A 22,794-nucleotide genomic window follows, 5' to 3' on the forward strand; every position below is an offset into this window, starting at 1 on the left:
CGTTCGGTCGAAATGCCGAACCAAATCTCGGTCGAAATGTCGAACATTTACGGAACTTGGGCCGGCACAGGAATGGCAAAGGTGTCCGCTGAATGCCGACCCGATTGTTTTCCGGGAGTCAGAGGCCGTCAAGACTCGCGGAGCCGAATAATGACGACTCTTTAATTGCCCGCCACAGCAAGCACTCCAAGCGGTCGCGGCTGCCCCCGCGCCTTACGCTTGGCCCGTGAACGAGATGCCCCGGGATCACCGGCCCGCCAAGTCCATTCGTGTCCTGCTCGCCGAGGACCAGGGCATGATGCGGGGCGCGCTCGCTCTGCTGCTCGGGATGGAGGCGGACATCGAGGTGGTCGCGCAGGTGTCCGCGGGGGACGCGATCGTGGACGCGGCGCTGACGCATCGGCCCGATGTGGCCCTCCTGGACATCGAGTTGCCCGGTATGAGCGGGCTGGACGCGGCGGCCGAACTGCGGAACGAGGCGCCCGACTGCCGGGTGCTGATCCTCACCACGTTCGGGCGGCCCGGGTATCTGCGGCGGGCCATGGAGGCGGGCGCCGCGGGGTTCCTGGTCAAGGACGGGCCCGTGGAGGAGCTGGCCGAGGCGATCCGGCGGGTGCTGACCGGGGAGACGGTCATCGATCCGGCGCTCGCCGCGGCTGCGCTGAGCGCTGGGCCCAATCCGCTCACTGCTCGCGAGTGCGATGTGCTCAAGGCTTCCGTGGACGGTGCCACCGTCGCCGACATCGCGACGAAGCTTCATCTCTCCGAGTCGACTGTGCGCAACTACCTCTCTTCGGCGATCGGCAAGACGGGGACCCGCAACCGTATGGAGGCGATGCGGGAGGCACGTCAGCAGGGGTGGTTGTAGCTGCCGGGGCTCGGGCCTGGTTTTTTCCCCCGCCGCCCCTACCCGTCCCATCCCGTTCCTGGGGCTCCGCCCCAGACCCCGTGGGTTGTGTTTTGGCTGCGGGTGGGTGGGGGTTGCTCGCGCAGTTCCCCGCGCCCCTTAAGGGGCGCGGGGAACTGCGCAATCTTTTCAACCCCCGTCACCCCGAAGCCGCCGCCGACTTGAACACCTTGCCCTCCGGGGCGAGGCACACGAACCAGTTGGTCGGGGAGCCCTTGGCCTGGCGGATCATGGGCTTGAAGTCCCAGCTGAAGCCGGCGCCCTTGGGGGCCATGGGGACGATGGTCGTCGAGCCGTCGTTCCAGGTGCAGGTGACCTGTCGGGTGGTCGGGGAGGCATCGCCGATCACGAGCCGGTTGCGTGAGCCGCCCGTGCCCTGCTTGCCCGTGTGCAGCGGCATCGCGCCGGAGACGAGGTACTCGCCCGGGTTGGCATCGCTCCGGTCGAACTGGCCCTCCATCACCGCCGTCGTCTCGACATCGCCCACGATCAGGTGCACGAAGTACCGGTCGATGCCGATCAGGTCCTTGGCCTTGGTCACTCCCACCGGATGCACCCGGTACTCATCCATCGCGGCGTGCTGGCGCTCCGCCTCCGCCTCGTTCTTCGGCGCCCCCCACACATCGAGGGTGACGCTCCAGTCCTTGCCGTTCTCCCGTGCGCTCGCCAGCGTGGTCCGCTGCGGCGCGTACACATGCCGCTGCTCGGCCGTCGGCGGGCGGGTGGCGGCCGGGGCGACCTGCTTGCCGTCGCCTCCCGAAACTCCCGCCAGCGCCAGCGTTCCCGTCGAGCCGGCGATCACCAGGGCCGCGGCGGCCGCGACCGCCCAGCGGCGGGCCTTGCGGCGCCGGCCGCCGCGGACCACCGCCTGGTAGGGGGCTATGCCGATCTCGACCTCGTCCGCGGCCTCGGCCAGCAGGAGGGCGATGTCCCTGTGTGTCGCCATGTCGTGGTTCGTCTCCCGGTCCGCGCTCATCACTTCCGCCCTCCGTGCGTCACCATCTCGGCCAGGCCAGGTATGGCGCGGAGCTTCGCGATTCCCTTGGCCGCGTTGCTCTTCACCGCGCCCACCGAGCAGCCCATCGCCTCCGCCACCTGGCTCTCGCTCAGGTCCTCCCAGTAGCGAAGGACCACCGCTTCGCGCTGCCGCGCGGGCAGTTGGGCGAGCGCCTTCAGCAGCGCGCTGCGGTCGTCGGCCTGGGCGATCCGGTCACCGGTGTCGGGCAGCTCGTGGCTGAGGCCCGAGTCGTCCTTCGGTGCGAGGAACTCCTTGAGTTTTCTGCGGTGCTTGCGGGCATGCCCGTTGATCATCACCCGCCGTACATACGCCTCCGGGTCGTCGGCGGCACCGACCCTGCGCCAGGCCACGTACACCTGCTCCAGCGTCGACTGGACCAGGTCCTCCGCGGCGTGCTGCTCCCCCGCGAGGAGAAATGCCGTACGCATCAACCGCGGCCAGCGGCCGATGACAAAGCTCTGGAACTCCTCGTCCCGAGCCTGCTTCCGATCCCCCATGGGCACCTCCTAGATGTCTAAAGGAGTCCGCGAGGGTCTGATTTCGTTGCCTCAGCCGCGGGAAATCCCAGAAATCTTTCGCGGCAGCCACACCAGCATCAACACCGTCCCGCCGAGCAGGACGAAGCCTCCCGTGCGGAAGGCCAGCGCGTACCCCGCGGTCAGCGCCTCCGCCGACGAGCTGCCCGCCGTACGGGCCGCCGCGATCGTGGACATGATGGCGAGCCCGAGCGAACCGCCCATCACCCGCGAGGTGTTGACCAGGCCCGACACCAGCCCGGCGTCCTCCGGAGTCGCGCCCGAGGTGGCGAGCGCGGCCAGCGTTGTCGCGGACAGGCCCGCGCCCGCCATCATCAGGATCCCCGGGAGCATGATCGCGGTGACGTACGAGCCGTCCGCGGTCATCGTGGACTGCCAGCCGAAGCCGACCGCGGCCACCAGCGTGCCGAGCACCGCCACGTTACGTACCCCGATCACCGGCATGAAGCGGGGCGCCGCCTTCGAGCCGAGGACCACCGCCAGCGAACTCGGCACCACGGCGAGCCCGGCTTCCAACGGCGAGTAGCCGAGCACGTTCTGCGCGTACAGCGACATGAAGAGCCACATGCAGAACATCGCGGAGCCGCACACGAAATTGGCCGCGTTCGCCGACGACACCGACCGCAGCCGCAGCAGCTTCAAGGGCATCAGGGGGGCCTTCGTCCGCGACTCGACGACGAGGAACAAGGCGATGAGCGCGAGCCCGGCACACAGCGGCACCAGCGTCTCCGCCGCCGCCCACCCCTCGGCCTCCGTCTGCACGATCCCGTACGCCAGTGTCGCGAGCCCCGCCGTCACCAGCAGCGCGCCCGGCAGGTCGAGCCGGCGCCCGTCCCCGGCCCTGCTCTCCACGAGCCACAGCGCGGCACCCGTCAGCACCACCGCGCCGACCGGCACGTTGATGAGCAGCACCCACCGCCACGACAGGCCGTCGACCAGCAGCCCGCCGACCAGTCCGCCCGCCGCGCCGCCCCCGGCGCCGACGGCGGTCCACGTCGCGATGGCCCGCGCGCGTGCGGCGCCCTCCGGGACTGCCGAGGTGAGGATCGTCAGCGTCGAGGGCGCGAGCACGGCGGCCCCCAGCCCCTGCACGGCCCGCGCGACCAGCAGCTGCCAGCCCTCCTGGGCGATCCCGCCGCCGAGCGAGGCCAGCGTGAACAGCGCGAGCCCCACCAGGAACATCCGCTTGCGCCCGTACAGGTCACCGGCCCGCCCGCCGAGCAGCATGAACCCGGCGAAGGCGATCGAGTACGCGTTCACCACCCATTGCAGCCCCGCCGCGCTCAGCCCCAGGTCGGTCCGCATGGACGGCAGCGCCACATTGACGACGGACACGTCCAGCACGACGAGGAACTGTCCGGCGCACGCGAGCGCGACCACCGCCCAGAGGGGCGGAGCGTTACGTCCGGATATGGATCTTCGGGTGTCTTCAGCGGCTCGGAGCATGCGTGTCATGCTCTCAACCGCCTTACGCCCCTTGCATCGGGATTTCGCCGCACGCGCCCGTAGGACAGGAGACCTAGGCCCCGAGAGTCACGGACAGCGGCGGCGTCGCCGTCAGGTCCCCGCCCGGGCCAGCAGCGTCACCACCGCCGCCCCGCCCAGCCCGATGTTGTGCGCGAGCCCGACCCGCGCGTCCGCCACCTGACGCGACCCCGCCTCTCCCCTCAACTGCCACACCAGCTCGGCCACTTGGGCGATGCCGGTCGCCCCGAGCGGATGCCCCTTGGAGATCAGCCCGCCCGACGGGTTCACCACCCACCGTCCGCCGTACGTCGTGGCGCCCGACTCGACGAGCTTGCCGGACTCCCCCTCCCCGCACATGCCGAGCGCCTCGTACGTCAGCAGCTCGTTGACGGAGAAGCAGTCGTGCAGTTCTACGACGTCCACGTCCTCGATGCCGAGTCCGGACCGCTCGTACACCTGGCGCGCGGCCTCCCGCGACATCGGCTGTCCGACGACGTCGATGCACGAGCCGGACGCGAAGGACTCCTCGGTGTCGGTGGTCATCGCCTGCGCGACGATCTCGACCGCCCGCTCCCCCAACTCATGCCGCTCCACGAACCGTTCGGACACCACGACAGCGGCCGCCGCCCCGTCCGAGGTCGGCGAGCACTGGAGCTTGGTCAGCGGCCGGTGGACCGTCCGGGCGGCGAGGATCTCGTCGACGGAGTACACGTCCTGGAACTGGGCGTACGGGTTGTTCGCCGAGTGCCGGTGGTTCTTGGCACCGACGGCGGCCAGCTGGGCCTCCGTGGTCCCGTACTTCTCCATGTGCTCACGCGCCGCGTCACCGAAGATCTGCGCGGTGGGCGGGGACATCTCGAAGCCGTGCCGGGCGGCCATGATCCCGTAGTGCCTGGCGACGGGTGAGGTCGCGAAGTCTCCCCCGTCGGCGCCTCCCCCGAGCGCGCCCCGCTTCATCTTCTCGAACCCCAGCGCCAGTACGCAGTCCGAGATCCCGCCCTCGACGAACTGCCGGGCCAGCATCAACGCGCTCGCCCCGGTCGCGCAGTTGTTGTTGACGTTGTAGACGGGCACGCCGGTCAGGCCCAGTTCGTAGGCGGCGCGCTGGCCCGCGGTGGAGGCCTGGAAGCAGTAGCCGACGGGGACCTGCTCGACGAGGTCGTACGAAATCCCGCTGTCGGCAAGGGCGTTGGTCCCCGCTTCCTTCACCATGTCCCAGTACTGCCACTCCCGGGTCTCGGGCTTCTCGAACCTGGTCATCCCGACCCCGACGACGTACGCCTTCATGGCACTCACTCCTAGTCTCGCGGCAGGCCGAGGATGCGCTCGGCGACGACATTGAGCTGGACCTGGGTGGTGCCGCCCGCGATGGTCAGGCAGCGGGAGAGCAGGAAGCCATGCACGGCACGCTCGCCCGCGCCCTCCCTCAACGCGCCTGCGGGGCCCAGCAGTTCGAGGCCGAGCTCGGCGACCTTCTGCTGGTGCGCGGTCTGCACCAGCTTCCGCACGGAGGCGCCCGCGCCCGGTTCGGCGCCGGACACCTGCCGCAGGGTCGTGCGCAGCCCGATGCAGGCCAGCGCGTGCGCCTCGGCGAGGAGCGCCCCCAGACGCGCTCCCTCGATCTCGTCGGCCCGCGCGATCAGCGCCTCCAGACCGGTGTCGAAGGTCAACTGGTCGGCCATGTGCACGCGTTCGTTGCCGAGCGTGTTGCGGGCGACGCGCCAGCCGTCGTCGATCTCGCCGACGACCGCGTCGGCGGGCAGCAGCACGTCGTCGAAGTAGACCTCGTTGAAGAGGGAGTCGCCGGTGATCTCCTTCAGGGGACGGATGTCGATGCCGTCCGTGTTCTTCATGTCGACGACGAAATAGGTGAGCCCCTTGTGCTTGGGCGCCGCCGGATTCGTGCGCGCGAGGAGGATCCCGTAGTCGGCCCACTGTGCCGCGCTCGTCCACACCTTCTGCCCGTTGACCCGCCAGCGCCCGTCGTCGGTCCGCTCGGCCCGGGTGCGCAGGGAGGCGAGGTCGGACCCGGCGCCCGGCTCCGAGAAGAGCTGGCACCACAGGAGGTCCCCGCGCAGGGTGGGCAGCAGATGGCGCTCCCGCTGCCGGTCGGTGCCGTAGGCGACGAGGGACGGGACGACCCAGGTGGCGATCCCCAGCTCGCTGATCCGTACGTCCGCCGCCGCCAACTCCTGCTGTACGGCGAGCTGTTGGACGGGCCCGGCGCCGAGTCCGTAGGGCGGGGGCAGATGCGGGGCGGCGTACCCCGTGGGCGCCAGCAGCCGCCGTGCGGCCGCCGGATCGAGCCCGCGCGCGCCCTCGATGACCTCGCGGGCCTCCGCCCGGTACGCGGACGCCTCCTCCGGCAGCTCCAGGCGCAGCTCCCGCCGTACGCCGCCCTGCGCGAGCCGGGCGGCCCGCCGCAGGTGCGTGTCCCCCGCCCCGAACAGCTGCCGTGCCACGACCGCCCGGCGCAGATACAGATGGGCGTCGTGCTCCCAGGTGAACCCGATGCCGCCGAGGATCTGGACGCAGTCCTTGGCGCAGGAGTACGCGGCGTCGAGAGCGGTACCGGCGGCGAGGGACGCCACCAACTCACGTACGGCCTCCAACTCCTTTGCACCGGAGGCGCCGGAAGCCTCTTGAGCCGCCCGCGCCGCGTCCCACGTCAGCGCCCGCGCCTGTTCGAGCCGTACGAGCATGTCGGCGCACAGGTGCTTCACGCCCTGGAAGTGGCCGATGGGCCGGCCGAACTGTTCGCGGACCTTGGCGTATTCGGCGGCGGTGTGCAGCGCCCACGCGGCGGTGCCGCAGGCGTCCGCGGCGAGGAGGACGGCGGCGAGGTCGCGGACCAGGGCCGGGTCGACGGCGAGGACGCGGTCGGCGGGGACCCGCACGCCTTCCGCCCGGACCTCGGCGGTCGCCCGCGTCGGATCGGCGCTCTCGTGGGGGCGTACGACGAGATCGGCGGCGTCGACGGCCAGCCATACGGTGTCGCCGCCGGACGAGGCGGCGAGCACGAGCACGTCCGCGTCGGCGCCCGACAGCACGGGCGGCGCCGTCCCGTCGAGCACGTATCCGCCGTCCGTCGCGACGGCGGCCAGGGAGCCCGGACCGAACGCCACGGCACCGATGCGCTCCCCGCACCCCAGGGCCCGTACGAGATCGTCCGCCCCGGCCAGGACCACCGACGCCAGCACGCTCGCCAGATACGGCCCCGGCAGCGCGGCCCGCGCGGCCTCCTCCACGACGACGGTGAGGTCGACGAGGTCGCCGCCGCCACCGCCGTACGCCTCCGGAAGGTGCACGGCGAGCAGGCCCTGCGCGGCAAGTGCGTCCCAGTGGGCGGGTCTGCCGCCGCCCGGTGCGTCGAGCAGTTTGCGGACCTCCTCGGGTGGCACGGCGCGGGTGGTCCAGCCGCGTACGGCCTCGGCCAGTTCCCGCTGCTCCGGTGTGGTCCCGATGCCCATGCGCGCCTCCCCAAGGCCCAAGGTGCGCGTCAGACTAGAACACGTTTCATTCTGACGGTAGGTCAGATACCCATCAGAGGGTCAAGAATTCGTTAGTACGCCGAAGCATCGGAATAGTTGCCCGGGCACACCTGGTTCAGCTTGCACGTATCCCGCACGGATCACCCGACCGACCGTCCCCGCATCCGCACGGATCACCCACCACTCACACCCTGAGTGCTTATCCTCTTCCGGCCTGGAGGCCACACGTAATGACGCACACGACGACCGACCAGCCCGCCCGGAGGCAGAGCGGCGCGATCGTGCCGGTGCTCGCCTTCGCGGGCATCGTTGTCGCGGTGATGCAGACCCTGCTCGTCCCGGTCATCAAGGACCTGCCGACGCTGCTGAGCACCGCTCCCAGCAACGCCACCTGGGTATTGACCTCGACTCTGCTCTCGGGCGCCGTGGCCACGCCGATCATGGGGCGCCTCGGCGACCTCTTCGGCAAGCGGCGCATGCTGCTCACCAGCCTGGCCGTGATGGTCGTCGGCGCGCTGATCAGCGCGTTGACCAGCACCCTGATGCCGATGATCGTGGGCCGCACGCTCCAGGGCTTCGCCATGGGCGCCATCCCGCTCGGCATCGGCCTGATGCGCGACATGCTGCCCCGCGAGAAGCTCGGCTCGGCGATGGCCCTGATGAGCTCCTCGATCGGCGTCGGCGGCGGACTCGCGCTGCCCGCCGCGGCCCTGGTCGCACAGCACGCGAACTGGCACGCCCTCTTCTACGGCGCCGCCGGCCTCGGCGTCCTCTCGATCGCCCTCACCCTCCTCTTCGTGCCGGAGTCCCCGATGCGCGCCGAGGGCACCTTCGACGTGCTGGGCGCGATAGGTCTCGCCGTAGGCCTCGTCCTCTTCCTGCTGCCGATCACCAAGGGCAGCGACTGGGGCTGGACCTCGGGCACCACGCTCGGCCTGTTCGCCGCGTCGGTCGTCGTACTCGTCCTGTGGGGCGTTATGGAGCTGCGTGTGAAGGCTCCGCTGGTGGACCTGCGCACCACGGCCCGTCCCGCGGTGCTGTTCACCAACCTCGCCTCGATCATGGTCGGCGTCTCCTTCTACGTCGTCTCCCTCGTCCTGCCGCAGCTGCTCCAGTTGCCGAAGGCCACCGGGTACGGCCTCGGCCAGTCGATGGTCACCGCGGGCCTGCTCGTGGCTCCGCTCGGCCTGACGATGATGTTCACGGCGCCCGTCTACGCCAAGCTGTCCGCGAAGTACGGCCCCAAGGTCACCCTGATCCTCGGCATGCTGATCATCGCGATCGGCTACGGCGCCGGACTCGGCCTGATGAGCGCCGCCTGGCAGAGCCTCGTCATCGCGGTGGTCCTGGGCGCCGGCATCGGCCTCGCGTACTCCTCGCTGCCCGCGCTGATCATCGGCGCGGTCCCGGCGTCGGAGACGGGTGCGGCGAACGGCCTCAACACCCTGATGCGCTCCATCGGTACGTCCGTGTCGAGCGCCGTCATCGGCATGGTCCTCGCCAACACGGCGAACCACGTGGGCGGCGTCGCGATCCCGACCATGCACGGCTTCCGCGTCTCGTTCCTGATCGCGACCGGCGCGGTGGCGGTCGGCCTGCTGATGGCCCTCTTCCTGCCCCGCAACCGCCCGGCGACCAAGCCCCAGCTGCGCGCCAGCAGCGAGGAGGAGGCCGCCCTGGAGCGGGCGGCCGAGGTGCTCGGCGGTTTCCGCGGCATGGTCCTGAACGCCGACGGCGACCCCGTCGCCCGCGCCAAGGTCACCCTGATCGACCACCGCGGCCGCCAGGCCGGCGCCACGCTCTCCGCCGAGGACGGCAGCTACGCGCTCGCCGTGCCCACCGAGGGTGCGTACGTCCTGGCCGCCAAGGCCGCCGGTCACGGCCCGCTGGCCTCGTCGGCGACGCACTCCGGCGACGACCGTCCGGTCGAGGTGCACCTGGCGCTGCCGGGCGAGACCGTTCCGGCGTAACCGGCTGGCCGGTCGCTCCTTCTTGAACGCCCCCCTTGAACACCCCCGTCGCTCATGCGGCGGGGGTGTTCGCGTCTCCGTCTCACGGCAGGAAGCGGGCCGAAGTGACCTCCCGCACATGGAGGATCGCGTCGAACCACTCTCCGAGCGATCCACCGGCCATGAAGTTGTCGGCGCTGGTCTCGGCATGGAAGTGCGGTCCGATCAGCCGCGTCCTCGCCGGCGCGCCCAGCCAGTTCCGCACCCCCTCCGGGGCGTCGCCGCGCAGGTCCAGGAGGTACGCGGGCAGCCCGACGTCACCCAGGACCGTTTCGGCGAACTCCGGCGGCGGGGCCGGGACCGGGTACGGGACCCTGCCGTACTGGAACATCAGCCCGATGGACACGAACCCCGCTCCGAAGCGCTCGCGCAGATGGCCGCCCGCGTTCCGGTGAGCCGTCGGCGTGGCCGAGGGGGAGATGGTCCGCGGGTCGCCCTTGGCGGTGTGCACCATGCCACCCCAGTAGACGATCTTGTCCCCGGTCCGTTCGTGCCACTCGATCAGGTCCTCGGCCATGCTCAGCTCGATGCCGGCGAGCGCGTCGAGCCCGGAGGGCTTCCGCAGCGGCCGCGGGGCGGTACCCGCGAAGCGGACCTGGTCGTCCGGATGGCTGCGGTTGAACTCGCGCATCCACCGCACGGTGTCGAGGATCTCCTCGGTCCGCAGGAACGGCCGCGCCTTGGACAGCAGGGCGCGCGGGTCACCCGCTCCGGTGCGGAGGTACTCGTCGAGTCCGAGGCCCGACGTGTCGGCCGCCTCCAGCACGACGGAGCGGAAGCCCAGCTCCTCGACGAGCTGCCGGATGACACCGGACGCGGCCGTGGCCAGCTCGTGGGCCTGGCGGCTCGACGCGCCGAGAGCCACGATCCGGGCGTCTCCGACGAGGTCGGCCAACGGGAGGAGGTCGCCGTACGGCGTTTCGGGGTCCAGTACGGCGAGGGGGTGGGCGCGGTCGCTGATCCACTGAACCGTCTCGACATGAGCTGCGGCGTCGCGAACCGTGTCCTCGCGAACCGTGTCGTCATGAACCGTCTCGGCATGAACTGTGTCATCGGCCATGGACAGAAGCCTCGGACATCAACCTTGGTTGAGGTCAAGCCGCCAGGACAGGCGGATGTAGCGCCGTGCCACCATGTGTCCTGCAGGCCCGCACGAAGACCCGAACACCGAAGACCCGCGCGAAAACCCGTACACGCACAAAGACCCGTACACGCAGGAGGAACCCCATGCCCGCGGCACCCAAGCCCGACATCCTCGCCGCCTTCGAGGCCGCGAAGGGGTTCATGCCGCTCCAAGAGGGGCTCGCGCTGTACGAGGCGGCCGTCGAGGCCGGGCGGCTCGGGCTGCCGCTTCTGGAGGTCGGCACGTACTGCGGGCGCTCCACGATCCTGCTCGCGGACGCGGCACGCGAGGCGGGCGTGACCGCGATCACGGTCGACCACCACCGGGGCAGCGAGGAGCAGCAGCCGGGGTGGGAGTACCACGACCCGGAGACGGTCGACCCCGAGATCGGCCGGATGGACACGCTCCCCACCTTCCGCCGCACCCTCCACAAGGCGGGCCTGGAGGACCACGTGGTCGCCGTGGTCGGCCGCTCCCCGCAGATCGCCGCCTTCTGGCAGACACCCCTCGGCTTCGTCTTCATCGACGGCGGCCACACGGACGAGCACGCGAACGGCGACTACGAGGGCTGGGCGCCGCACGTCGCCGAGGGCGGCCTCCTCGTGATCCACGACGTGTTCCCGGACCCCGCCGACGAGTTCACCGGCCAGGCCCCGTACCGCGTCTACCTCAGGGCCCTGGAGTCCGGCGCGTTCACCGAGGTCTCGGTGGCCGACTCATTGCGCGTCCTGCGGCGAACGGGAGCAGGGATCTGAGGGCGCGGTTAGAGTCGCTGACGTGTCGTACGTAGGCCCTGACTTCGATCCGCCCCAGCCGCGCCGCTCCCGGCGCGGGCCGCTCACCGTCGCGGTCGCCGCCCTCGTACCAGGGGCGCTGGCCGGGTGGCTGGTGTGGCAGGCGGTGGGCAACGACTCGGGCGACGGGGGCGGGTCCGGCAAGGCGGGTCCGCAGTCGTCGTCCTCCGCGCCCGTCTCACCGTCCGCGTCCGCCTCGGACAACAGCAAGCCGCGTACGTCGGCCACTCCGAGCCCGACGCCCTCCACCTCACGTCCCGCCGCCTCCGGCCCCCTCAAGGGCAAGGTCGTCGTCATCGACCCCGGGCACAACCCCGGCAACTTCCAGCACACGTCCGAGATCAGCCGCCAGGTCGACATCGGCACGAACCGGAAGGAGTGCGACACCACAGGCACCTCGACCAACGCGGGTTACACGGAAGCCCAGTTCACGCTCGACGTCGCACACCGGCTGCGGACGATCCTCGAACAGCAGGGCGCCACAGTGAAGTTCACCCAGGACGGCGACCGCGCGTGGGGCCCGTGCGTCGACGAGCGTGCGCGGATCGGCAACGAGGCGCACGCCGACGCCGTCGTCTCCATCCACGCGGACGGCTCGGCGGCCGGCAACCGCGGATTCCATGTGATCCTGCCGGGGTCGGTGCACGAAGGCGCCGCGGACACCCGGCCGATCGTCACCTCCTCCCGCGATCTGGGCGAGCGCATCGCGGGCCTGTTCGTCCGCGAGACGGGCAGCGCGCCCTCCAACTACGTCGGTGACGGCACCGGACTCGTGGTCCGAAAGGATCTCGGCGGTCTCAATCTGTCAACGGTTCCGAAGGTGTTCATCGAGTGCGGCAACATGCGCGATAGCAAGGACGCGGCGCTGCTGACCAGCGGCGCGTGGCGGCAGAAGGCGGCGCGTGGGATCTCTGAGGGAATCGTGAGTTTCCTGCGCGGGTAGCGATCAGCGGATCGAACCGGGCGGACACCCTGATCGAACGGGCGATAGTGTCATGCCTACGATGAGGGGCCACCCCCGCGCTTCACACCGCGTCCTGACGACGACACCATGACGGCGAGACGACGGTGACACGGTGACAGCGACGCCTCCACCGATGACGAGACGACTGACGAAGGACCTGAAGTGAATATCCGCTCCCTCACTCGAGGCGACGGCGTGGTGATCGGAGCAGCGGTGTTGCTGTTCATCGCGTCGTTCCTCGACACGTTCGACAGCTCCGGCAGCGGCACCCTTAACGCCTGGGACAGCCTGGGCCTCGTAATGAGCATGTACATCGGTGGCATCGCCGGTGCGGCTCTGATCGTGGTCGCCCGCTCGCTCCCGCAGCCGCGCAAGGTCATCGGACTCGACCTCGGTCAGCTCGGCGTGGCCCTGACCCTCTTCGCGGCGTGGACCTCGTTCTGGACGATCCTCGATCCGCTGGGCGCGTTCAGCGACGCCTACGACAGCGCGAACGTGGGCGCGGGCTCGGGGCTGATCCTCGGCCTGATCGCCGCCCTGCTGCTGGCCGGCGCCGCGATCGCCACCCCGCTCGTCCCGGCGCTGAGCGCCGCCCTCGTCGGCGCCCCCAAGCCCGTCGCCCCGCAGCCGCCCTACGGCGGTCAGCCGCAGGGTGGTTACGGCTACCCGGGTGCTCCGCAGCAGGGTCAGCCCTACGGCGCGCCGCAGCCTCCGCAGCAGGGCCAGCCGTTCGGCGGGCAGCCGAGTCAGCCGCAGGCGCCGCAGCCCGCCTCGGACTTCTCGCCGTTCTGGTTCGCCGTGCCGGTGGCGCGTCCGCTGTTCGCGGAGGACGGTTCGCCGACGCCGATCGCCGAACTGGCGCCGGGCACCTGGTACCTGGCCGTCGAGCAGCGCGGTGCCACCCTGGTGGCGCAGACGCAGGACGGCCGTCGTGGTGTGCTGCAGGACATGTCGGGGATCCAGCGCGGCTAGACGCCGCCCGCTGCACCCGCGGCCCCTCGCCCTTCCGGGCGGGGGGCCGTTGTCGTACAGTCGCACCCCGTTCCCGTTGGCACGTTGACGCGCCAGCTGGCTGATGGCCCGTCAGGCGACTGGCTCTGGAGGCGACATGCGGCTCGGTCTCGCACTCGGCTACTGGGGCCGCGGCCCCTCGGCGGACCATGTGCCGCTCGCCCTGGAGGCGGAGCGGCTCGGTTACCACTCCGTGTGGACGGCCGAGTCCTGGGGCTCCGACGCCTTCACCCCGCTCACCTGGATCGCCGCGCAGACGTCCCGCATCCAACTCGGCACGGCCGTCGCGCAGATGGCCGCCCGCTCCCCCACCACCACCGCGATGCACGCGCTCACGCTCGACCACCTCTCCGGTGGGCGCATGATGCTCGGGCTCGGACTGTCGGGGCCGCAGGTCGTCGAGGGCTGGTACGGGCGCCCGTTCCCGAAGTCGCCGCTGACCGCGACACGGGAGTACGTCGATGTCGTACGCCAAGTCCTCAGGCGTGAGGCCCCCGTTGAACTGGACGGGCGTTTCCACTCCCATCCCTACCGGGGCGCCGACGGCACAGGCCTCGGCAAGGCGCTGAAGCCGATCACCCACCCCCTGCGCGCCGAACTGCCCGTCCTGCTGGGCGCCGAGGGTCCGAAGAACATCGCGCAGACCACCCGGATCGCGGACGGCTGGCTGCCGCTGTACTGGTCGCCGACGCGCCCCCAGGCGTACGAGGCGTCGCTGAAGGACGTCCCCCAGGGCTTCCTCGTGGCCCCCATGGCCCGCGCCCACGTCTGCGACGACGTCGCCGAAGGGCTGCTGCCCGTCAAGGCGATGCTCGGCTTCTACATCGGCGGGATGGGGCACGCCGCGCGCAACTTCCACGCCGATCTGATGGCGCGCATGGGCTTCGAGGAGGAGGCGCGCAGGATTCAGCGGCTGTTCATGGAGGGGCGCCGCGAGGAGGCCGTCCTCGCCGTCCCGGACGCCTTCGCGGACGAGATCTCGCTCGTCGGCCCGCGCGAACGCATCGCCGAGCGGCTGGAGTTGTGGCGCAAGGGTCCGGTGACCGACCTGCTGGTCCTGTCACCGGACCCGCACACGCTACGGGTGCTGGCGGACCTCAACGCATAGCTGAGGCTGGCTCAGCCGCCCGAGAGCTGGGAGGTCGACGGCACCTGGTCCTTGACCTCGGCGCCCGCGCTCTTCCCGGCTTCCTTCACCTGGTTGATGATGTCCTCGAAGGAACCGGCGGCCGAGCCGTCACCCTTGCGCAGCTTGGACGGCAGGTCCTTGAGGGCGTCGATGCCCGCCGTGAGCGGGGCGATGGCCTTGGAGAGCAGGGGGTCGCCCTGGGCGTTCTTCACGGCCGCCTTGAGCCGGTTGTACGCGAAGGCGCCCGCGAGCCCCGCCTTGATCAATGCGAAGGTACGGCCCTTGGCGCCCTTCTTGAACTTGCCGGCCTTCCAGGGCTTCACGATCCACTGGTAGGTGGCGCCGGCCGCGAGCCCCGCGTTCGCCACGAAGCGGGTCTTGGCGAACTTCTGTTTCTCCGCGGAAGTGGTCGGGGTCGGGGTCTGGCTCGCGGCCGCCGGCGCCACGGCCACGGTGTCCTGGGAGGTGCCGCCACCGCCGCATGCGGTGGCGGCGGCGAGCAGGGCGCAGCTGAGGGTGAGCGCCACGATCAGGCGCCGTATCGGTACGGGCACGGGGTCCTCCGGAAAGGGAACGGTTCTCCCGGCAGCCTCACCCGGCCCCCGCGCCTGCGCCACCTGAGCGAACCCGTTCGGGTTCCGGCGAGGTTTTCGCCCCCGCCGCCCCTACCCGTCCCATCCGCTCCTGGGGGCTGCGCCCCCAGACCCCCTAAAAGATTGCGCAGTTCCCCGCGCCCCTTTTAGGGGCGCGGGGAACTGCGCAATCTTTTAGACCAGCCCCCACCCGCCCGCAGCGAACGAACCGCATATCCAGCGGAGCTACCCGCAGCAGTCCGGGTCCAAGCCCCGCGGCAACCGCTCGCCCCCGAACACCGCACAGGTGGCCTCGTCGCCACCCAGCGCGGCCACCGCCAGGAGGAGGGACCCCGCGGTCCAGGTGGTGAGTTCCTCGGGCCAGATCGCCCGGTCCTCGAAGACGAAACCCGTCCAGTACAGGCCGGTCTCCGGGTCGCGCAGATGCTGGATGGACTGGAGGATCTCCAGGGCGCGGTCGGACTCGCCCACCGCCCAGAGGGCGAGGGCCAGTTCGGCCGATTCGCCGCCGGTCACCCACGGGTTGGGGACCACGCAGCGGACGCCGACCCCGGGAACCACGAAACGGTCCCAGCCCTCCTCGATACGGAACTTGGCCTCGGCGCTCGTCAACGCGCCGCCGAGCACCGGGTAGTACCAGTCCATCGAGTAGCGGTCCTTGTCGAGGAACCGCTCGGGGTGCCTGCGGATCGCGTGCCGCAGCGCGCCCACCGCCAACTCCCAGTCGGGCTGCGCCTCTTCCCGCTGCTCGGCGATGGCCAGCGCACAGCGCAGCGCGTGATGGATCGACGAACTCCCGGTCAGCAGCGCGTCGTTGACCGCCGTGCCGTCGTCCTCGCGCTTCCAGCCGATCTGCCCACCCGGCTGCTGGAGCCGCAGCACGAACTCCACGGCCGCGTAGACGGCCGGCCACATCCGGTCCAGGAACGTGTCGTCGCCCGTGGCCAGGTAGTGGTGCCAGACGCCCACCGCCAGGTACGCGCAGAAGTTGGTCTCTCGGCCGCGGTCGGTGACGTCGTCGTGGGCCCCGTCCTGGTACGCCGCGTACCAGGAACCGTCCTCGTTCTGGTGCCGCGCGAGCCACTCGTACGCCCGCTCGGCGGCCTCGTGCTCCCCGGCCGCGTCCAGCGCCATGGCCGCCTCGGTGTGGTCCCACGGGTCGAGGTGGTGACCCCGGAACCACGGTATGGCGCCGTCCGGCCGCTGCACCCCGAGGAGTCCGCGCACCGTGGTGGCAGCCTCCTCGGCGGTGAGGACCCCGGGCAGGACGAGGTGTTCTGTCCGGGGCGTAGTCACGAAGCGTCCACCGCGGCGGTGTCGAGGGGCAGGTGCGGCTTGGTCGCGTACGCCACGAAGCTCTTGCCCATCAGCGGGTTCAGCGCCTGCTCGGCGACCCGTGTGGCCAGCGGTTTCTTCATGATGTCCCAGACCAGGAGCTTGTGGTACGCCCGCACGGGCAGCGCCTTGTCGTTGTCGACGCCGAACGCGCACTTCAGCCACCAGTACGGGGAGTGGAGGGCGTGCGCGTGGTGGGTGCCGTACGGCTTGAGCCCGGCTTCCCTGATCTTGCCCAGCAGTTCGTCCGCCTTGTAGATGCGGATGTGGCCGCCCTCGACCTCGTGGTACGCGTCGGACAGCGTCCAGCAGACCTTCTCCGGGCCGTAGCGCGGGACGGTGATCGCGATGCGCCCGCCCGGCTTCAGCACGCGGACCATCTCCGCGAGGACACCCTTGTCGTCCGGGATGTGCTCCATAACCTCGGAGATGATCACGACGTCGAAGGACTCGTCGGGGAAGGGCAGCGCGAGGGCGTCGCCCTCCATGGCCGTCGCCGTGGCCCCGGCGGGTGCCTCGCCCGCCTCCTTCATCGCCGCGAACCACTTGGCGACCTCGCGGATCTCCTCGGCGTTCTGGTCAAGGGCGACGACCTGCGCTCCCCGCCGATAGCACTCGAACGCGTGCCTGCCGGCACCGCAGCCGAGGTCCAGGACGCGGTCGCCCGGGGCGAGCGGGAACCGGGAGAAGTCGACGGTCAGCACGTGGCCCTGCTTTCGCGGTTGGCTACAACTACTTCTTCAGCAACGTCTTTGAGGGGTTCACCGGGGGCGACATCGCTGTGGGCGGCCGCGGAGCGGTCGGGAGTCGGGGGCGCGGAGCGGCTGGGGCCCGGCGCGGAGCGGTGGGGTGGCTTGCGCTCGGAGAGGGCCATCGCCTCGCGGTAGTGGGCCACCGTGCCCTGGGCGGCTCGGGCCCAGGTGAAGCGGTCCAGTACGCGGGCGCGGCCGGCGACGCCGAGTCGGGCCGTCAGCTGCGGGTCGCCCAGGAGTCGGCTCAGGGCGGCGGCCAGGGCGCCGGAGTCTCCGGGGGGTACCGCGAGGCAGGTCTCGCCGTCGGGTCCGGCGACCTCCGGGATCGCTCCGCCGGTGGTGGCCACCAGGGGCGTACCGGTGGCCATGGCCTCGGCTGCGGGGAGGGAGAACCCCTCGTACAGGGAGGGCACGCAGGCGACTTCGGCGGAGCGGACGAGGTCGACGAGTTCGGCGTCGGAGATGCCCTTGACGAACTCGACGGCGCCTTCGAGGCCGTACCGCTCGATGGCCTGCGCGACGGGCCCGTCCTCGGCGCGCTTGCCGACGACGACGAGGTGGGCGCCGGGGTGCTCGGTGCGCACCTTCGCGAGTGCCTCGACGAGGAAGACGAGCCCCTTGAGCGGGACGTCCGCGCTGGATGTCGTCACGATGCGGCCCGGCACCTGACGTACCGCCGGATCCGGCGAGAAAAGGTCGGTGTCCGCGCCGATGTGGACGACGTGGATACGGTTTTGGGCCACGCCCAGGTGGTCGACGATCTCCTGGCGTGAGGTGCCGGAGACGGTGAGCACGGACGGCAGGCGGCGCGCGACGCGCTTCTGCATGCGGGTGAAGGCGTACCAGCGGCGTACGGACGCGCGGCGCTTCCAGCCCTCGGCGGCGTCCAGCTCCAGCTGCCGGTCGACGGTGATGGGGTGGTGGATGGTGGTGACGAGCGGCGCGCCCACGTCGCCCAGCAGGCCGTAGCCGAGGGTCTGGTTGTCGTGGACGACGTCGAAGTCGCCGCGCCGGGCGCGCAGATGGCGGCGGGCGCGCAGCGAGAAGGTCAGCGGCTCGGGGAAGCCGCCGGTCCACATCGTGCCGACCTCCAGGGCGTCGATCCAGTCGCGGTACTCGTCCCTGTGAGGGGTGCGAAAAGGATCGGGCTGGCGGTACAGGTCGAGGCTGGGCAGTTCGGTGAGGGAGAGACCTTCGAGGTCCTCGCCCTCGTCGAGCACGGGGTAGGGCTGGGAGCCGATGACCTCGACACCGTGGCCGAGGCGGGCGAGCTCGCGCGAGAGGTGCCGTACGTACACGCCCTGACCGCCGCAGAACGGGTTTCCCTTGTACGTCAGGAGCGCGATGCGCAGGGGCCGGTCGCCGTCGGCGGCCACACCCTTCCCGGGGCCCGCCTCCATGGCCTCAGCGGTCACTTACGGCCCCCTTCTCCCTGCACTTTCCCGCGAGATTACGCCGGGACGCTAATCTAGAACAAGTTTCAGACTTGATCGTTCAAGGAGCACTGAATCTACCGGCAGGTAGCGCTGCTGTGAGCGGTGGATCAGGTGATTCACGCCACGACGGAATGCCAACCGGAGTGACTGGGTCCGATGATTCGCGCGACGGCGCGAAGCCCTGCCATGCTGACTCCTCGCTCCCTCTGCTGATGTCACGGAACGGACCCATGCCTGCGGAAGCCAAGGCGGACTCGAAGAACGCGCGACCGGCGTCGCAACCGACCCCGCGACCGGCGTCGCACACCCCCGCGCCCTCCCCCACGCACCCCGCCCCTCACCCCGCCTCTCCCCCGCTCACCGAGCGGCAGGAAGCGCGCCGCCGCCGGATCCTGCACGCGAGCGCGCAGCTGGCCAGCCGGGGCGGCTTCGACGCGGTGCAGATGCGCGAGGTCGCGGAGTCCTCGCAGGTCGCCCTGGGCACGCTCTACCGCTACTTCCCCTCGAAGGTCCATCTGCTGGTCGCCACGATGCAGGACCAGTTGGAGCACATGCACGGAACCCTGCGCAAGAAGCCGCCGGCCGGGGACACGGCCGCCGAGCGGGTGGCGGAGACCCTGATGCGGGCGTTCCGCGCCCTCCAGCGCGAGCCGCACCTCGCCGACGCCATGGTCCGCGCGCTCACCTTCGCGGACCGCAGCGTCAGCCCCGAGGTCGACCAGGTCTCCCGGCAGACCACGGTGATCATCCTGGACGCGATGGGTCTCGACGACCCCACCCCCGCCCAGCTCTCGGCCGTCCGCGTCATCGAGCACACCTGGCACTCGGCCCTGATCACCTGGCTCTCCGGCCGCGCCTCCATCGCCCAGGTCAAGATCGACATCGAGACGGTCTGCCGTCTGATCGATCTGACGACCCCGGACGACCAGCACTGAGCACGAGAAGGCAGGGCCTGGGCACGGGAAGGCAGGGCCTGGGCACGCGAAAACCTACGAGACGGGTTCCCTTCGCCGGCATTGTCCGGATCAGGTGCTGGGGGTCGCCTTCCGGCCCTGCTACAGCCTTCCAGCCTCTCAGCTCGACCGTCGACGTCGGCCCCAGCGGATGCTGATACTGCTGGTACTGCTGCGTCTCGCCAAAGTCGGCTACTCCGGTCGAACTCCCTCACTCGCCCCGTAGGCCTTACCAGAATAGAACGCCCAGAGCAATATGAACCCCCCAAAGGGGGATTTTTTTGAAATCGCCCGGCCTCAGCCCTCCGGCGGGAACACCGGCTCCCCGCTCCCCAGCAGCGTGATCATGATGGCCTCCACCGGGCACCCCTCCGCCGCCCCCAGGATCTTCTCGTTGGCGTCGGTCTCCGGGTCGACCGGATGGGACTGCATGCCGGGGTCGAGGCGGAAGGCGTCGGGCGCCTGGTGGACGCACTGGGCGGAGCCGATGCAGACGGAGCGGTCGACCTCGACCTGCCAGCGGTCACCCATCCTCACGCCTCCCAGCCGGCCGGCAGATGGATCATCTTGTGCTCCAGGAACTCGCCGTAGCCCTCGGGGCCGAACTCCCGCCCCAGGCCCGAGTTCTTGTAGCCGCCGAAGGGGCCGAGCATGTCGAGGCTGAAGGTGTTGACGGAGTAGGTGCCGGTACGGACCTGGCGGGCGATGTCGATGCCATGGGCGACGTCCGCCGTCCAGACGCTGCCGCTCAGCCCGTAGTCCGAGTCGTTCGCGATCTTCACGGCCTCGCTCTCGTCGCCGTACGGGAGCAGACAGATCACCGGGCCGAAGATCTCCTCGCGCGCGATCCGCATGGAGTTGTCGACGTCCCCGAATAGGGTCGGCTCGACGTACCAGCCGCGGTCGAACCCGTGCGGACGGCCGCCGCCGGTGAGGATCTTGGCGCCTTCCTCCTGGCCGATGCGGATGTAGTCGAGGTTGCGCTGCTGCTGGCGCTTCGCGACCAGCGGGCCCACCTGGGTCGCCGGGTCGAGCGGGTCGCCGACCACCAGCGCGCTCGCCGCCGCGGCGAAGGCGTCCGCGAACTCGTCGTAGCGCGAGCGCGGCAGCAGGATGCGGGTCTGCGCGACACACGCCTGGCCGTTGTTCATCCAGGCCGCCGAGACGATCCCCGGGACGGACGTGGCGATGTCCGCGTCCGGCAGGACGACCGCCGCCGACTTGCCGCCCAGCTCCAGCGTCACCCGGGTGAGGTTGCGGGAGGCGACCTCCATCACGCGCCTGCCCGCCGCGACCGACCCGGTGAAGGAGACCTTGTCGATGTCCGGGTGTCCGACCAGGTACTCGCTGACCTCGCGGTCCGCCGGGAGGATCGACAGCACACCTTCGGGAAGCCCGGCCTCCTTCGCGATCTCCCCGAGCAGATACGCGTCCAGGGGCGACTCGGGCGACGGCTTCAGTACGGCCGTGCAGCCGGTCAGCAGCGCGGGCGCGAGCTTGGCCGCCGCCACGAACTGCGGAACGTTCCACGGCACCACGGCCGCCACCACACCCACCGGCTCGCGGCGGACGAGGATCCTGCCGAGGACTCCGTCGCGTGTCTCCTCGTACGTGTAGCCGCGGGCGACCGTGATCGCCGCGTCCCACACCATCATCGCGCCGAGGGCCTGTGCGAGGACGCTCCAGGAGTACGGGGAGCCGTTCTCGGAGGAGATGACGCGGGCGATCTCCTCATGCCGGACGGCGATCCCGTCCTTGATCCTGGTGACGACCTCGATCCGCTCGTCGAGGCTCATGCGCGGCCAGGGACCCTCGTCGAACGCCTTGCGCGCGGCGGCGACCGCCCGGTCGACGTCCGCCGTGGAGGCGTGCGGCACCCGCCCGATGACCTCTTCCGTGTGCGGCGAGACCACCTCTATGACGTCCTTGCCCAGGGGGTCCGTCAACTCCCCGCCTATGAACAGCTGTCCGTGTTCCACGAGCTCGGTCATGGCCGACTGCCTCCCGGGGACGCTCCGCGCCGCGATCTCTGACGCTTCTGACTCTTCTGACGCTTCATCAGATACGAGAACTGATACCAGTTCTAGTCAGCGGAGTCCACGGGTCGAACCTCCCCACCAAACAGTCGACTTGGGCACCCATTGGAATCTGTTCTAGTTATAGTGGCTGGACATTGCCCGGACAGTGCCCGGACAGTGACCGGAACACGGCGATTGGTGGGAGCCCATGACGCAGGTGACCGATCACGGCGGGGGCGTACGGTCGATCAGGGTCCCCATCCCGGACAACCCCCTCGGCAACACGCTGGTGTACGTCGTCGACACCGACCGCGGCCCCGTACTGATCGACACGGGCTGGGACGACCCCACCTCCTGGGACACCCTCGTCGAGGGCCTCACCGACTGCGGCACCTCCGTCGCGGAGATCCACGGCGTGGTCATCACCCACCACCACCCCGACCACCACGGCCTGTCGGGCCAGGTCCGCGACGCGTCCGGGGCCTGGATCGCGATGCACGCGGCGGACACCGCGATCGTCCGGCGGACGCGCGAGAACCGCCCCGAGCGCTGGTTCGCCTACATGGCGGCCAAACTGGCGGCCTCGGGCGCACCCGAGGAACACGTGGCCCCGCTGCGCGAGGCCCGCACATCCGTACGCCGCCCCAGCACCCTCCCCGGCTTCTCCCCCGCGCTCCCCGACCGCGAGATCGTCCCCGGCGAACTCCTCGCCCTGCCCGGCCGCCGCCTGCGCGCGATCTGGACCCCCGGCCACACACCCGGCCATGTCTGCCTCCACCTGGAGGAGGACCATCCCGCCCAACTCCCGGGCCACGGCCGCCTGTTCTCCGGCGACCACCTCCTGCCGAGGATCACCCCGCACATCGGCCTGTACGAGGATCCGGACGACGCCACCATCGCCGATCCCCTCGGCGACTACCTCGACTCCCTGGAGCGCGTCGGCCGCCTCGACCCCGCCGAGGTACTGCCGGCCCACCAGCACGCGTTCGCCGACGCCCCGTCCCGCGTACGGGAGTTGCTCGCCCACCACGAGGAACGCCTCACCGGCCTCCTCGCCCTCATCTCCACCCCGCTCACCCCCTGGCAACTCGCCGAGCGCATGGAGTGGAACCGCCCCTGGGACCAAATCCCGTACGGCTCAAGGAACATCGCGGTCTCGGAGGCGGAGGCCCATGTGCGCCGGCTGGTGAAGCTGGGGCGGGCGGAGGCGGTGACGGGGAGCGATCCGGTGACGTACGTGGCGGTGTAGTGCGTGGCG

General features: G+C 70.7%; 20 protein-coding genes and 1 riboswitch. Of the genes, 8 read left to right on the forward strand and 12 right to left on the reverse strand.

The features are described from left to right. Positions 1–235: 235 nt before the first annotated feature. Positions 236–868: a response regulator gene (locus tag OG975_RS14350; protein WP_369265403.1), complete on the forward strand. Its 633-nt coding sequence runs from the start codon at positions 236–238 to the stop codon at positions 866–868. 178 nt (positions 869–1,046) lie between these two features. On the opposite strand, the gene OG975_RS14355 is transcribed toward OG975_RS14350, so the two are convergent. From OG975_RS14355 to OG975_RS14375, 5 genes are all read right to left on the reverse strand, one after another. After that, positions 1,047–1,883 carry a hypothetical protein gene (locus OG975_RS14355; protein ID WP_406329515.1) on the reverse strand — a complete coding sequence of 279 codons (837 nt, stop codon included), beginning with the start codon at positions 1,881–1,883 and terminating at the stop codon, positions 1,047–1,049. Further along, positions 1,883–2,422, reverse strand: coding sequence for a SigE family RNA polymerase sigma factor (locus tag OG975_RS14360; protein WP_406329517.1), 540 nt, complete (start codon positions 2,420–2,422; stop codon positions 1,883–1,885). Before OG975_RS14360 ends, OG975_RS14355 begins: the two co-directional genes overlap by 1 nt. A 51-nt stretch (positions 2,423–2,473) precedes the next feature. Continuing rightward, a complete protein-coding gene (locus OG975_RS14365) occupies positions 2,474–3,916 on the reverse strand; it encodes a DHA2 family efflux MFS transporter permease subunit (protein WP_406329518.1) in 1,443 nt (480 codons plus the stop codon). A 102-nt stretch (positions 3,917–4,018) separates the two neighbouring features. Next, positions 4,019–5,215 carry a lipid-transfer protein gene (locus OG975_RS14370; RefSeq protein WP_406329519.1) on the reverse strand — a complete coding sequence of 399 codons (1,197 nt, stop codon included), beginning with the start codon at positions 5,213–5,215 and terminating at the stop codon, positions 4,019–4,021. A gap of 11 nt (positions 5,216–5,226) precedes the next feature. Next, the gene (locus tag OG975_RS14375) at positions 5,227–7,398 is read right to left on the reverse strand and encodes an acyl-CoA dehydrogenase (RefSeq protein ID WP_406329521.1); all 2,172 of its coding nucleotides are present in this window, start codon (positions 7,396–7,398) and stop codon (positions 5,227–5,229) included. Positions 7,399–7,649: 251 nt separating this feature from the next. On the opposite strand from OG975_RS14375, the gene OG975_RS14380 reads away from it, so the two are divergent. Beyond that, positions 7,650–9,389, forward strand: a complete 1,740-nt coding sequence (locus OG975_RS14380) for an MFS transporter (RefSeq protein ID WP_406329522.1) — start codon at positions 7,650–7,652, stop codon at positions 9,387–9,389. An 82-nt stretch (positions 9,390–9,471) separates the two neighbouring features. Here OG975_RS14380 and OG975_RS14385 read toward each other — a convergent pair whose 3' ends face one another. Then, complete coding sequence (locus OG975_RS14385; protein WP_406329523.1) at positions 9,472–10,488, reverse strand: erythromycin esterase family protein; 1,017 nt, start codon at positions 10,486–10,488, stop codon at positions 9,472–9,474. Positions 10,489–10,655: 167 nt separating this feature from the next. Here OG975_RS14385 and OG975_RS14390 point away from each other — a divergent pair, with 167 nt between their 5' ends. From OG975_RS14390 to OG975_RS14405, 4 genes are all read left to right on the forward strand, one after another. Beyond that, positions 10,656–11,306, forward strand: a complete 651-nt coding sequence (locus OG975_RS14390; protein ID WP_406329524.1) for a class I SAM-dependent methyltransferase — start codon at positions 10,656–10,658, stop codon at positions 11,304–11,306. 22 nt (positions 11,307–11,328) lie between these two features. After that, entirely contained in the window at positions 11,329–12,288 is a 960-nt protein-coding gene (locus OG975_RS14395; RefSeq protein WP_406329525.1) for an N-acetylmuramoyl-L-alanine amidase, read from the forward strand. A gap of 183 nt (positions 12,289–12,471) precedes the next feature. Then, positions 12,472–13,281 carry a hypothetical protein gene (locus OG975_RS14400; RefSeq protein ID WP_406329526.1) on the forward strand — a complete coding sequence of 270 codons (810 nt, stop codon included), beginning with the start codon at positions 12,472–12,474 and terminating at the stop codon, positions 13,279–13,281. 136 nt (positions 13,282–13,417) lie between these two features. Next, positions 13,418–14,428, forward strand: a complete 1,011-nt coding sequence (locus OG975_RS14405; protein WP_406329527.1) for an LLM class F420-dependent oxidoreductase — start codon at positions 13,418–13,420, stop codon at positions 14,426–14,428. 11 nt (positions 14,429–14,439) lie between these two features. Here the strand turns inward: OG975_RS14405 and OG975_RS14410 are convergent, their stop codons facing one another. The 4 genes from OG975_RS14410 to OG975_RS14425 all read right to left on the reverse strand — a co-directional run bounded on the left by OG975_RS14410 (position 14,440) and on the right by OG975_RS14425 (position 18,544). After that, positions 14,440–15,003, reverse strand: coding sequence for a hypothetical protein (locus OG975_RS14410; RefSeq protein ID WP_406329529.1), 564 nt, complete (start codon positions 15,001–15,003; stop codon positions 14,440–14,442). Between the two features lie 264 nt (positions 15,004–15,267). Next, entirely contained in the window at positions 15,268–16,338 is a 1,071-nt protein-coding gene (locus tag OG975_RS14415; protein ID WP_406329530.1) for a prenyltransferase/squalene oxidase repeat-containing protein, read from the reverse strand. Beyond that, complete coding sequence (locus OG975_RS14420) at positions 16,335–17,081, reverse strand: class I SAM-dependent methyltransferase (protein WP_406329532.1); 747 nt, start codon at positions 17,079–17,081, stop codon at positions 16,335–16,337. Before OG975_RS14420 ends, OG975_RS14415 begins: the two co-directional genes overlap by 4 nt. Then, positions 17,075–18,544 carry a glycosyltransferase family 4 protein gene (locus OG975_RS14425; protein ID WP_406329534.1) on the reverse strand — a complete coding sequence of 490 codons (1,470 nt, stop codon included), beginning with the start codon at positions 18,542–18,544 and terminating at the stop codon, positions 17,075–17,077. The genes OG975_RS14420 and OG975_RS14425 overlap by 7 nt, the downstream gene beginning before the upstream one ends. Positions 18,545–18,795: 251 nt before the next feature. Between OG975_RS14425 and OG975_RS14430 the strand changes: the two genes are divergently transcribed. Next, entirely contained in the window at positions 18,796–19,500 is a 705-nt protein-coding gene (locus OG975_RS14430; protein WP_406329535.1) for a TetR family transcriptional regulator, read from the forward strand. A 50-nt stretch (positions 19,501–19,550) separates the two neighbouring features. Further along, a riboswitch (TPP riboswitch) is annotated at positions 19,551–19,741 on the reverse strand. 74 nt (positions 19,742–19,815) lie between these two features. Here the strand turns inward: OG975_RS14430 and OG975_RS14435 are convergent. Together OG975_RS14435 and OG975_RS14440 are read right to left on the reverse strand one after the other, a co-directional pair. Beyond that, positions 19,816–20,049, reverse strand: a complete 234-nt coding sequence (locus OG975_RS14435; protein WP_406329537.1) for a ferredoxin — start codon at positions 20,047–20,049, stop codon at positions 19,816–19,818. A 2-nt stretch (positions 20,050–20,051) separates the two neighbouring features. Beyond that, positions 20,052–21,509: an aldehyde dehydrogenase gene (locus tag OG975_RS14440; RefSeq protein WP_406329538.1), complete on the reverse strand. Its 1,458-nt coding sequence runs from the start codon at positions 21,507–21,509 to the stop codon at positions 20,052–20,054. A gap of 235 nt (positions 21,510–21,744) precedes the next feature. On the opposite strand from OG975_RS14440, the gene OG975_RS14445 reads away from it, so the two are divergent. Beyond that, the gene (locus OG975_RS14445) at positions 21,745–22,785 is read left to right on the forward strand and encodes an MBL fold metallo-hydrolase (RefSeq protein ID WP_406329539.1); all 1,041 of its coding nucleotides are present in this window, start codon (positions 21,745–21,747) and stop codon (positions 22,783–22,785) included. Positions 22,786–22,794: the final 9 nt, after the last annotated feature.

The sequence above is a fragment of the Streptomyces sp. NBC_00203 genome (assembly GCF_045206325.1).
In the GTDB taxonomy this organism is placed as follows: Bacteria; Actinomycetota; Actinomycetes; order Streptomycetales; family Streptomycetaceae; genus Streptomyces; species Streptomyces lutosisoli.